This window comes from Spirulina sp. CCNP1310 (assembly GCF_034932185.1).
GTDB lineage: Bacteria > Cyanobacteriota > Cyanobacteriia > Cyanobacteriales > Spirulinaceae > Spirulina.
In genome coordinates, this window is the sequence record NZ_JAYGHW010000002.1 from 70,777 (window position 1) to 83,120 (window position 12,344).

Sequence of the window (12,344 nt, forward strand, 5' to 3'; positions counted from 1 at the left end):
CTCCGAAATTTAGCCGGTTAGCCTTGACAGTTTCAGTAATAATAATTAACATCTAGCGCAAGTGAGTTCTCTTCCTAACCTCGTCTTAACCCCTTCTTGATCCTCAGGAGAAATTTCGACTATGATCACGAAGGTGTTAGGCTCTAGGGCTGTGAAAGGTCAAAACCGACCCCAAACTCTCAAGCCAGTTGATTTCGTTGTGTTCCCTTGGTTAAGTGTGAGGAAAGTTAATGTCTAAGAAAGTGATTAAAGCCCTATTTATCGCTCCGGCTGCTTTGGGTGCTGCTGTGCTCGCCACTGGCGAAGCCCAAGCCCAATACTTCAGCGATTCCACCTCCGCTAGCGATCTGCTCCAGCAGATCGAGAGCTACAGCGCGGAAGGCAACACCACGATGGGCCAGTTTACCGGCGCATCCCAATTCAGCGATGTCTCCCCCAGCGACTGGGCCTTCCAAGCGTTAGATGATTTAGTGCGTCGTTACGACTGCCTCAAGGGTTATCCCAACGGCACCTATCGCGGCAACCGCTCCCTCTCCCGCTACGAATTTGCTGCTGGTTTAAATGCCTGCTTACAGCAAATCGAGCGATTGATCGCCGAAACCACCGCTGACTTCGCCACGAAGGAAGACCTGGAAACCATGAACCGCCTCATGCAGGAGTTTGAAGCGGAACTGGCCATGCTCGGAACCCGTGTGGATAACCTGGAATCCCGCGTTTCTTTCCTCGAAGACAACCAATTCTCCACCACCACCAAACTGGCCGGGGAAGCTGTTTGGACTTTGGGAACCCCTTGGGGCAAAACTGCCAATGTTCCAACCAACGAGAATCTCACCTTTGACTACCGTGCTCGTCTGCGCTTTGACACCAGCTTTACTGGTGAAGATCTCCTCGTTACTCGCCTCAATGCAGGTAACGGAACGAACTTTGGCACGGGGAACTTAGGAACCGGTGCTGGAGTGTTGAACTACTACGGCAATACCGCCAGCAGTGTCAACCTCGATAAACTCTGGTATCAATTCCCTCTCAACGACAGCGTTCGTCTCCACGTTGCTGCCCAAGGGATTGCGATTGATGACATCCTCGATGCTGCCAGCACTGCCCCCTACTCCTACGACGATGTGCCGTTAGGCAATGCCTATAACACCGCGTTTTATGATACCCAAGGTGCAGCCCGCGCTGCTGTTGGGGCGAATATTCGCTTCAACGATAACTTAGGCATCGACCTCGGTTACTTTGCTGGTCAGGCTGAAGACCCGACTCGTGGCATCTTCGGCGGCAGTTTTGCCCTCCCTGTGCAGTTAAATGCTTCCTTTGGCAAGCTGAATGCGGCGTTGGGGTACTCCCGCACTTTCTCTCCTGGTGGCTCAGGTCCTTCTTTGAATAGCGTCGGGACTAATTTAGCCCGTACTCCCTTCGGGCCTTTAGCTACCTCTGGCAACCACTACCACTTGGCGCTGTCCTACGACCTCAGCCCCAAAATCAACGTTAGTGGTTTTGCGGGTTACACCGTGGGGATTGCGGAATCCGGTGGATTGAGTGGTACAACCTTCATCTCCCGTGGTTCCAAAGCCAATATTTGGAACTGGGCGTTGAATGTCTCCTTCCCCGAAATCTTCCAAGATTCTGACGTGCTGCGTCTGGGCTTCGGTCAAGTTCCCTCCGCTGCTCGTATCCAAGGCCCCGCCGCTGAAAACCCCACAACGGCACTGTTGGGCAACATTGAATATCGCTTCAATGTGAACGACAACATCGAGTTGGCTCCGGCCTTCTTCATGTCCTGGAATCCCAACGGTACTGCGGGTAATAACCTCTATGGTGCTGCACTGCGTACCATCTTCCGGTTCTAGATTGTCTGTTTGTTGATGTGACATTAATCTGACTAAAAAAGGAGGGTCTAATCACCCTCCTTTTTTTATTTGTGGGTTATGGCAATAGCCAAGGGGATTGAGCGCTGAAATTTTTAAACCATGGGGGAGCGGACTTCAGTCCGCACGACGAACTAGGGAAGCGGACTAAGTTGCCCTCATGATTCTATCTAGTGTGATCAATGCTCAAAGCCCTAAGCTGCGGCGGGTGGCGGGGCCAACAACGCCATCGGCGGCCATGCCTTTGCTCCGTTGATATTCTTTGACTGCTTGTTCGGTATCGGAACCAAATACGCCATCGGTGCTGACACGGATGCCCTGTTCCCGGAGGGCGGCTTGGAGGGCGCGGACTTCGTTGCCCTTGAGGGGGGGGTTGGTGAGTTTGAGGGCGGTGGGATCGATGGGGGGAGTTGTGGCGGTTGTTGCATCCAGGTCTTCCCCATCTACGCCGAGGGCGGAGCGGGTGGCGGCACCGATAATGCCATCGGGGGTTAAACCCTTTTGGGTTTGCCATTGTTTGACTAATTCCGCTGTGCCGGGGCCAAAGACCCCATCGGGTTCAATGCTAAAACCGGCCCGATTGAGGGCGATTTGTACTTGGCGAATGTCTTCGCCGCGAAGGTAGGGGGTTTGCAGTTTGATCAGGCGTTCGGGGGCAATGTCAGCGGAGCCGGAGGCGCGGGGACTGAGGGCGGCTGCATCGGCCCGCAACCCCCGGACGAAAAAGGGAAGTTTGAGATCCCAATTGCCTTCGGCAATCAACTGATTAAAGGTGTCCATGCGGTAGACGGTGCGGCGCAGGAGTTCAATGCTGTGGTTGGCGAGCCAGTTGCGCCGGGTGGCGACGTACTGGGCAACCCATTTTTGTTCGCCGATCGCACTCAGTTTGCCATGGTTTTGGATGGTGCGATCGCGGATCAGATGCCAAGAGCCATGAATGCGGCCATCATAGACAACGGCCATCCCCAAGGCGGTTTTAATCCCGATATAGTTGGCACTGGTGACGGTGGGTTCCCAATAGACCCGATCAAAAAATTCGTCTTGGGTGGTTTGCATCACCGGATCACTGCCCGCATCTTGGAGGATGCGGCGCAGCGTACTGTCGCGGTTGAGACTTTGATCTTGGGCATCGAAGCGGCCCAGGTAGGGGCGTAACTCGTCGGCGTAGAGCGCTCCCGGTGCTTTGACATAGGCGGTGATTAACAGGGCAAGGTTGCCACTATTGAGGGTGGTTTGCGATCGCCCATAGGTTAGCCCCCCTGGATCCGTGGGTAAAAAGGTGACATTGCCATAGTCACCCTGAAGCGTTCCGGTTTCAAAGGCATTGACAATCGCTTTAGCTGCCTGTTTTTGGAGAGGAGTAAGCATAATATTCCCAACAGTGATGGTCAAATACTGTTGTTAGCTTAAGGGGAATTTTGCAACAGCCTTCAAACAGCAATATTTTTTAAATAAATCAATGATCCATAAAACCCCCCTTGTTAAGGGGGGCAGGGGGGATCCCCCTATGCTTTAAATCAATGACCCATAAAACCCCCCTTGTTAAGGGGGGCAGGGGGGATCCCCCTATGCTTTAAATCAATGATCCATAAAACCCCCCTTGTTAAGGGGGGCAGGGGGGATCCCCCTTAACCTTCCGGAGCCGATGCCGGTTGCTCTGGCTTGGCAATGGTATTCTCTCCCTCAGCATCGGCAGATTCTACCGCTACGGTGGTTTTTGATTCCAGTTGAGCATTCATTTTCACCGATTCTTCAATTTTCTCGGCTTCCCGCTTTAACTCATTCTGAAAATCATTGCTCGCCTCTTGAAAGCTGCGAATTGCCTTCCCAACACTGCGGCCAATTTCTGGCAATTTCTTTGGGCCAAAAATCAACAACCCGACGACTAAAATTAAAACCATTTCCGGTAAACCAACACCAAAAATATTCATAAGCTCCTGGGGAATAAAACAACAAAAAAACCCGGATAGACCGGGAATTTGAATAACTGGACAAAAGCCCTCGCCTTAGTTGGTCAAATTTCGCCAATCAACGGAGAAATCATTGAGCAACAGGTCAGCGTTGTAAATTTGCAGAATAATCAGCAAGAAGACGAGAAAAAGAGCCATGAAGACTCCCATGACTGCGGTCGTGCCCCAACCAGGGGAGACTTTACCATATTCGGAGTTCAGGGGCTTGAGTCGATCGCCCAACCAGGTGCGTTGTGACATAGAGGAATCTCAAGTGAGCGTTTATTAAGGTTCCATCATATCATAGAGGTATCGTTATCATAATTTCACGCGAGATCATGGAATCCGAAACAGTTTTTATTATTGGCATTGCTACCCTTGTGATTGCTGCCACGGCCTATTCTATCTATATCTCCTTTGGGGCCCCGTCGGCAGAACTCAGTGATCCCTTTGAAGACCACGAAGACTAATCCCTCCTATGGCTGTTCCCTCTGATGCTGCCCAACGGGCGGAGCAACTCCGTCGCCAACTCCAACAGGCGGGCTATGCCTACTATGTGTTGGATGATCCGATTTTTCCTGATGGGGTTTACGATGCCCTTTATCGGGAATTGCAGGCCCTTGAAACGGCCCATCCGGAGTTAATTCGCCCCGATAGCCCCACTCAGCGAGTAGGCGATCGCCCCGCTAACCAATTCCCCTCCCATCGCCACGCTATCCCCCTCTATAGCCTTGAAAATGCCTTTGATCAGGGGGAATTACAACAATGGCAGGAACGTTGGCAACGGCAGGGGGAAAAGCTGCTGGGGGAACTGCCAACCTTTGACTATGTGTGTGAGCTAAAAATTGACGGCTCGGCCTTGGCGTTGACCTATGAAGAGGGGGTCTTAACGCGGGGCGTGACGCGGGGGGATGGCACAACCGGCGAAGAGATTACCCAAAATATCCGCACGATCCGCACGATCCCCCTGCGGTTAGCGGTGGAAAATCCGCCGCCCCTGGTGGAGGTGCGGGGGGAAGCCTTTTTGCCCTTGGGGGAATTTGAGCGGATCAATCAAGAGCGGGCCGCAGGGGGCGAACCTTTGTTTGCCAATCCCCGCAATGCTGCCGCTGGCACGTTGCGACAATTGGATCCCCAGGTGGTGGATCGCCGTCGTTTAGAATTTTTCCCCTATACACTCCATCTGCCCAACCATCCCCCCCTCAAAACCCAATGGGAAAGCCTCGAACTGTTGCAACAGTTTGGTTTTCGGATTAATCCCCACTGCCAACGCTGCCCGGATTTAGCGGCGGTGTGGGCCTATTTTGAGGCCTGGGAACAGAAACGCCACCATCTGCCCTATATGACCGATGGTGTGGTCTTGAAACTCAATCCCATCCCGTTACAAACGGAGTTGGGGTTTACGCAGAAATTCCCCCGGTGGGCGATCGCCCTCAAATATCCCGCTGAAGAAGTGAGCACCACCGTTAAAGCGATTACCGTCAATGTGGGGCGCACTGGAGCCGTCACCCCCATGGCGATTATGGAGCCGGTGGCGGTGGCGGGGACAACGGTACAGCGGGCGACGCTCCATAATGCTGACCGGATTGTTGAATTAGATATTCGCGTTGGGGATACGGTGATTATCCGCAAGGCGGGGGAAATTATCCCGGAGGTGGTGCGGGTGTTGCCGGATCTGCGGCCAGCGGGAACGGTTCCCTTTGTGATGCCCAGCCATTGCCCCGAATGTGCCTCGCCCTTAGTGCGACCCCAAACAGAAGCGGTGACTCGCTGTGTCAATCCCCAATGCCCGGCGATTGTGCGGGGAGCCATTGAACATTGGGCCAGTCGCGATGCCCTCGATATTCAAGGGTTAGGGGAAAAATGGGTGGCGCAGTTGGTGCGCTCTGGGTTGGTGGCCTCCCTCGATCAACTTTATACCTTAACCCCTGAGCAATTACTCACTTTGGAGCGGATGGGGCAGAAGTCGGCGGCCAATTTGGTGGGGGCGATCGCCGCCTCCAAAGCCCAACCCTATGCCCGCGTCCTTTATGGTTTGGGCATTCGTCATGTGGGCAAAGTCAACGCCGAAATGCTCACCCAAGCCTTCCCCACCGTCGCGCAACTCGCCGCCGCCCGCGTTACTGATCTGGAAGCGATCCATGGCATTGGCGGGGAAATTGCCCAAGCGGTTTATGACTGGTTCCGCACCCCCCACCATCAAGCTTTAATCGAAAATTTACAAAGTCTAGGGTTGTGTTTTGCCCAACCCGAGGGGAAATCATCGGGGCAAGGGGCGATCGCCCCGTTAACAAAAATTGTCGGTCAAAGTTTCGTGATCACCGGCACACTCCCCACCCTGAGCCGCAAAGAAGCCCAAACCCTGATCGAGCAAGCCGGGGGAAAAGTTGCCAGTGCTGTTAGCTCCAAAATAAATTACCTAGTTGTTGGAGACAAGCCAGGGTCAAAACTGACCAAAGCTCAACAACTAGGTATTCCACAGTTAGAGGAGAGAGAACTCCGCCAACTGCTTGAGTGAGTCCAAAGATGTATAACGAAAAGGCGATCGCCTTGCCCCCTGGAGGGGGCAAAAGCCTTAGGCGTTTCGACGCAAACGGGTAGCACCCAGAGCAGCCACACCCAATAAACCTAAAAGCGTTGCGGGTTCAGGGACAGTTGGGCCAGGAATCGGCGTACCAATCAAGCCGCGCACCGCAAACACCGCATCGTTAAAGTCACGGTCAGAGCCTTTGCCCGTCGGATCAAATTCACCCACCAAGTCTTCAACCCCCAAGAGCAGCCAACTTTCTTGGGTCACAGCGTCAAAGTAGGATTTGGCAATGAAGTGCTGCAAACCAAAAGGGTTGGCTGCTGCCTGCGTGCCAAAGGTGTGTCCTGTCCAGGTGGAACCATCGGCCCGGCGACCGGCTTGGGTCAGGAAAAAGTCAATTTGAGTATTGCCTGCGAAAGTACCGAGCACTTGCCCATCCCCTAAACGCAAGGCCCCATCTTTTTCTGACAGTACACTTTCCGTAGAAGAAATATCCCCAAAGATGGTTTGCTGTGCTCCGCTATTCACCGAGAACGAGAGCATATTGCGGTAAGCCGCCCCTTCATTAATGAAGTAGACCTCTAAAGGAGCCACCCCAGTCATCCAACGCAGGGTTTGGGGGTCAATCTCCATCAGTTGAGCCAGGGAGTTATCAATAGCCAACCGTTCACTGTTCACCATACTGTTAAAGGTGTTGAACAAATCGGGGCGAGAATCCTGGAGATTGACGGATTGGGCTTGGGCTGTGCCGATGCCGCAGGTGAGCACGGCTAACCCAGCCGTGAGGGTTGTCAACAATACTTTTTTCATGGGGCCTCCCAGCGGAGATATCAAAAAGAATGATAAGGCGAGGGGGGAGAGTCAACCGAACTCTCCCCCATTATCTTAGGCGATATTAACCGAGAGCTTGAGGGTTATTTAAACCTAGGCTTGGCGACGGACTTTGGTAGCACCCAAAGCAGCGACCCCAATTAAACCAAGGAGAGTCATGGGTTCAGGAACTTTTTCTTGTTCAATGGGGGTTCCCACAATTCCGCGAACGGCGATGACTACATCGTTAAAGTCACGGTCAGATTTGTCGCCAGCGATATCTTCAATCCCGATCACCACCCAGTTTTCATTGGTGCCTGCGTCAAAGTAAGACTTGGCAATAAAGTGGGGCAGACCTAAGGGGTTATCAGCGGCTTTCGTCCCCAGGGTTTTACCCGTCCAACCCTTGTAGGTGGGGGTGAGGAAGAAGTCCAATTGAGTGTCACCTTCAAAGGAACCGAGGCTCACACCATCACCCAAGGCCAGAGGGCCATCTGCTTCGCGTTTGATGCTTTCGGTGGAAGAAACATCCCCGAAGACTACTTGTTTTTCGCCACCGTTGGCGGAGAAGGAGAAGACGTTGCGGTAGGCGGCAGCTTCGTTGATGAAGTAAATTTCGACGGGATCCGCACCACTCATCCAACGGAGGGTTGCGGGGTCTAATTCAATGGTGCTGACAATATTTTCGGGAATCGTCAGGCGTTCACCGTTGACCCAGCTATTGAAGGTGTCGAAGAGGGCGGGGTTATCTTGTTTGAGGTTAAGGGTTTGGGCTTGGGCGGTGCCAGCCGTTAAGAGGGCGGTGGCAACAACGAAGCTAGTGGTTAGGGTTTTGACGATGGAGGATTTCATAGGACTTTGCTTGGGACTCACTTATACATCTCTTTACTTATAGTCTAGGGAATAGAATTTTTCTTGCAAAGGAAAAATCAAAGAGTTTACACAATCTTCTTGTTAATCAGATGCAGTTTAAAGTTGCTGTAAATCCTAGACTTGGCAGGGGGCGATCGCACCATCCATACCCCCCATCTCCTTCCCATTATACCATGGCTCTAGAGCCGCCAATCAACGGCCTATCAAGCTTTTCCCCTGAAACGCACTAAGCAGGAGCCAATTCTCCCGTAAAAATACGGGATGGCAGGGGGTCTTAGTTTCTTTGGGGATATTTAGGGGAGTAAACCTACGGAGTAACCCCGATCAATTCAGCATCCTTGACAACGATTAACCCCACGTTCCGGCGCAATCAATCCTAAACCTGCTGCCAAATCCGGATCGTGTTGTCACTACTCCCACTCACTAACCAGAGGGGACTGGAGCCATTACCCTGGCGTTCCTGGCCAAAGGCCAAAGAAACCACCGCTGCGGAATGGCCTGTCAAGGTTTCGACCCTTGTGCCTGTGGCACAATCCCAAAGGTTAATGGTTTGATCCCAACTGCCACTGGCTAAAAACCGGCCATTGGGGCTAATGGCCACAGCATGGACGGCCCCATGATGGCCCGACAGGGTGGTTAACTCCCGGCCATCACTGACTTGCCACATTTTTAACGTGTTGTCATCACTGCCGCTGATCAGGGTTTGGCCATCGGGGCTAAAGGCGAGATCGTTAATCGTGCCGTGGTGGCCTAGGAGCGTGCGGAGATTTTCACCCGTGGCTAAACTCCAAAGTTTGATCGTTTTGTCATCGCTACTGCTGGCGAGGAGATCCCCCTGCGGACTGATGGCCACCGCCTTCACCCCCGTAAACCATTCTGAATGGCCGGTGAGGGTGCGGATCGGTTCCCCAGAGGGAACGTGCCAAATCCGCACGGTTTTATCATCGCTGCCGCTGATCAAGGTTTGACCATCAGGACTAAAGGCAATGGATTTCACCGTTCCCCCATGACCACTGAGGACATGGTTGGCACGACCGGGGGAAAGATGCCAAAGCTTGATTGTTTTATCATCGCCACCACTGGCAAGGATTTGGCCATCGGGGCTGAGGGCGACGGTTTTAATTTGGGCCACACCGCTGGAGCCGTTGGGGGGGTTGATGGTGCGGAGTTCTTGGCCGCTGGAGAGGTTCCACAATTTGATCGTGTGGTCGTCACTGCCGCTGGCAAAGGTTTGGCCATGGCGACTGATGGCGATCGCATTCACACCGCTGCGATGGGCATTGAGGGCATAGAGACAATGCCAATGGGACTTGCCGTTACTGGTTTGGAGCGCCACTAAGGTAGTACTTGAGGCCAGGGGATTGCTGTCGGGGATGGCTATGCCTGAGAGGGGGGAGACATCCAGGGGAATGTTGATATTGGCCTGAAGTTGGCTGATGGTGGCCCGCAGGTCTTGTAGCTCCGCTGTGACAGGATGCCGCTCTTGGACGATCGCCTTGAGATCATCAATCTCGCTGCGCAGGGGGGTCAAGAGTTCCTCAAGGTGGGTCTGGACTTGGGCCTGATAGGCGGCGGCAATTTCTTGCACTTGGGCAGAATTGATCGCCGCGCCCTCTGGTTGCTCACTGAGGCGCTCTACTTGGGCTTGGAGAGGGTTAAACCTGTTTTGGAGGTCGGCGATCGCCCCCTCCATGGTGGCTAACTGGGCCGTTGTGGCGGGGTTCACTTGGTTGGCGAGGGTTTCCAGTTGGGCCAAATGCTCACGAATGCGGCTGAAGAACTGCTCAAGCTGCTCAACCGCCGCCTCTTTGGTTTCCAGTTGATTTTCTTTAAACTCCCGCAGTTGTTGCTGAGTGCGGGTATCCAGTTGTTGGGTTTGGGTTTTGAGTTGTTCGAGGGTGTTTTTCAGCGGGTTAATGCTGCGTTGGACAGCGGCGATCGCCTCTTTCCCCTCCGCATTGTGTTCCTGTACCCAGGTTTTCACCTCTTCGGTGAGGGCTTCCATCACCCCCAACCGTTCCTCAAGGGGATCGATGATTTGATGAAGGTGGGTTAAGCCGGTGAGTTGCTGCTGCTGACCTAACTTATTGATGCGGTGGCGATTATCCATGTTCAAGCCCACCGTAATCGTTAAGGGGACGGCAGCATAGACAACCTGTTGAGTTGCAGCAGCGGCGATCGTACCAATTACGGAGCCAGCGAGAAACACATATTCGGTAATCTCAAGCCAATAGCGTCGGGTCATAACAGTGGGTTCAACGTCCGTCCTTTCAATACCCTGATTGTACCCAGTTTCGCGATCTTAATCGGGAGGAGTTTGGGGAAAATTGATTTGGAGCTTGGGGGTGGGGTTTTGGTCGGGATCGAGGATACTGGGCGGGAGATGGCCGGCAATACCGGCGCGATCGCCCACCAAAAAATAGGTCTGCATCACCCCCTTGCCTTTCACCATAATCGTCTCCCTTGCCACCAACTCAAAGCGGTCTTTGAGGAGTTCATAGGTGGTGCTGGACACCTGAATTTTTCCTGAAATTCCCTGGGATTCCATCCGCGAGGCCAAGTTAACCGTATCCCCCCAGAGATCATAGGTGAATTTTTTAATGCCAATCACCCCCGCCACCACGGAGCCGGAATGAATGCCGATGCGGAGGCTGAGGGCCTCCCCCGTGCGCTCATTGAAGGCCGCTAGGATCGTCAGCATATCCAGGGCCATGGCGGCGATCGCCTCCGCATGGCCCGTCTGGGGTTCCGGCACACCCCCCACCACCATATAGGCATCACCAATGGTTTTAATTTTTTCTAAACCATGGTGTTCACTGAGTTGATCAAATTGGGAAAAAATCTCATTGAGCATCTCCACCAATCGCTTCGGCGGCATCCGCTCCGACAGTTTGGTAAAGGCCACCAAATCCGCAAACAACACCGTCACCTGTTCATAATGTTCAGCAATAATATTTTCTCCCACCTTGAGCCGCTTGGCGATCGCCTGAGGCAAGGTATTCAACAACAACCGTTCCGACCGTTCCTGCTCAATGCGCAATTCATGCAAACTTTTGCGCACCGACATTTCCGCCAGTTCCAACTGCATCACCTTTTCCTCTAAACCGCTGTAGAGGTCTTGGAGCCGTTCCGCCATGCGGTTAAAGGCCTGGGCCAGCATCCCCACTTCATCCTGGGTCAGCACTGGAGCCGATTGGAGAAAATCCCCATCAGCCACCCGCATCGCCGCATCTTTAATCGCCAAAATCGGGCGGGTAATTTGGGAACTCACCCAGGAGACGATGGGCATCACCAGCAATACGGAAGTTACACCGACAATCACAATCCCCCAAGCCAATTGCCGGGCCGGGGCAAAGGCCTCCGTTTGGCGAATTTCCACCAACAGCGCCACATCCAACTGCTCCAACCAGCGGGAATAGCCAATCACCGGCACACCGGCATAGTCGAGATACAGGCCGCCCCCATCTTCACGGTTGATCGCCTTACGAATCCCTTCGGAATGGACACCACGGGGATATTCATCTTTGCCAAAGCGATCGCCGGAGACAAAAGAGTTATAGGCATCCACTAAATAGCTACTGCCACTTTCTCCCAACCCCACCCGATCTAGGATAATTCGATCCATCTGCTCCAAATTGAGATGAACCGCCAACACCGCCACCACATCCCCCCAATCATTGGTGAGGGGGGTGGCGATCGTAATCGTCGGGCGGTTGGTGACGGGGGAGGGATAAACACTTTGGATGTAGGTGTCCTTGAGACCTTCCCGGAAGTAACTATCCTTGAGGCGATATTCCCCCTCCCGATCAGGATTGGTGGAGAGAACCACCTTACCCCCCGTTTTATTGAGGATTAAGACTTCCGCCAATTCGGGGCGACTGGCGAGGGCAGAGTTGAGGGTTTGTTTGATCTCACTGTAGGCTTGGGCGGAGGCGAGGTTACGGCGATCATCAAGGAGCAAGGGCGGTAAAGCAGTGCGAAGATCATTGAGTTGGGCGATCGCCGTCGTTGCATCCCGTTGGTTATCAATCCAAAGATTAATTGCCTCTTCCTTGAGCAAAGCCGAAACCCGTAAGCGGTCAAAGACCAGCCTTGTAATCAGAATCCGGGCCCCCAAAAATGTCAAAAGTCCCACACTGAGCACCGTCAGGGAGGAAAGCAAGGCAAAATAACTGATTAAACGAAGCTGGAGGCTTCTTGACCAAAATGCCATCTATCCAAGGGAGTAACGGTTGATCAGACTGTTTGCCCCAATTCTAGCCTTTGTTTTGGGGGGTAATCGTGGGAAGTGGGAAGTGGGGAGTGGGGGCAAAATAT

At 53.3% G+C, this 12,344-nt stretch carries 10 protein-coding genes; 3 read left to right on the forward strand and 7 right to left on the reverse strand.

Annotated features, from left to right (window positions below; genetic code table 11):
• Positions 1-230 precede the first annotated feature (230 nt).
• Positions 231-1,847, forward strand: coding sequence for an iron uptake porin (locus VB712_RS00970; protein WP_323251199.1), 1,617 nt, complete (start codon positions 231-233; stop codon positions 1,845-1,847).
• A 204-nt stretch (positions 1,848-2,051) separates the two neighbouring features.
• Here the strand turns inward: VB712_RS00970 and VB712_RS00975 are convergent, their stop codons facing one another.
• The 3 genes from VB712_RS00975 to psbH all read right to left on the reverse strand — a co-directional run bounded on the left by VB712_RS00975 (position 2,052) and on the right by psbH (position 4,075).
• On the reverse strand, positions 2,052-3,233 hold the full coding sequence (locus VB712_RS00975) for a peptidoglycan-binding protein (RefSeq protein WP_323251200.1): 1,182 nt from the start codon (positions 3,231-3,233) through the stop codon (positions 2,052-2,054).
• A gap of 260 nt (positions 3,234-3,493) precedes the next feature.
• On the reverse strand, positions 3,494-3,796 hold the full coding sequence (locus VB712_RS00980; protein ID WP_323251202.1) for a TatA/E family twin arginine-targeting protein translocase: 303 nt from the start codon (positions 3,794-3,796) through the stop codon (positions 3,494-3,496).
• 75 nt (positions 3,797-3,871) lie between these two features.
• Complete coding sequence (gene psbH / locus VB712_RS00985; protein WP_323251204.1) at positions 3,872-4,075, reverse strand: photosystem II reaction center phosphoprotein PsbH; 204 nt, start codon at positions 4,073-4,075, stop codon at positions 3,872-3,874.
• A 77-nt stretch (positions 4,076-4,152) separates the two neighbouring features.
• On the opposite strand from psbH, the gene psbN reads away from it, so the two are divergent.
• Together psbN and ligA are read left to right on the forward strand one after the other, a co-directional pair.
• On the forward strand, positions 4,153-4,284 hold the full coding sequence (psbN, locus tag VB712_RS00990; RefSeq protein WP_323251206.1) for a photosystem II protein N: 132 nt from the start codon (positions 4,153-4,155) through the stop codon (positions 4,282-4,284).
• An 8-nt stretch (positions 4,285-4,292) separates the two neighbouring features.
• The gene (gene ligA / locus VB712_RS00995) at positions 4,293-6,332 is read left to right on the forward strand and encodes an NAD-dependent DNA ligase LigA (RefSeq protein WP_323251208.1); all 2,040 of its coding nucleotides are present in this window, start codon (positions 4,293-4,295) and stop codon (positions 6,330-6,332) included.
• A 57-nt stretch (positions 6,333-6,389) separates the two neighbouring features.
• On the opposite strand, the gene VB712_RS01000 is transcribed toward ligA, so the two are convergent.
• The 4 genes from VB712_RS01000 to VB712_RS01015 form a co-directional block, all read right to left on the reverse strand.
• Positions 6,390-7,154 carry a DUF4114 domain-containing protein gene (locus VB712_RS01000; RefSeq protein WP_323251210.1) on the reverse strand — a complete coding sequence of 255 codons (765 nt, stop codon included), beginning with the start codon at positions 7,152-7,154 and terminating at the stop codon, positions 6,390-6,392.
• A 114-nt stretch (positions 7,155-7,268) separates the two neighbouring features.
• Positions 7,269-8,006 carry a DUF4114 domain-containing protein gene (locus VB712_RS01005; RefSeq protein ID WP_323251212.1) on the reverse strand — a complete coding sequence of 246 codons (738 nt, stop codon included), beginning with the start codon at positions 8,004-8,006 and terminating at the stop codon, positions 7,269-7,271.
• A 397-nt stretch (positions 8,007-8,403) separates the two neighbouring features.
• Complete coding sequence (locus VB712_RS01010) at positions 8,404-10,272, reverse strand: hypothetical protein (protein WP_323251214.1); 1,869 nt, start codon at positions 10,270-10,272, stop codon at positions 8,404-8,406.
• Positions 10,273-10,329: 57 nt separating this feature from the next.
• Entirely contained in the window at positions 10,330-12,240 is a 1,911-nt protein-coding gene (locus VB712_RS01015; protein ID WP_323251216.1) for an adenylate/guanylate cyclase domain-containing protein, read from the reverse strand.
• Between the last annotated feature and the right edge of the window lie 104 nt (positions 12,241-12,344).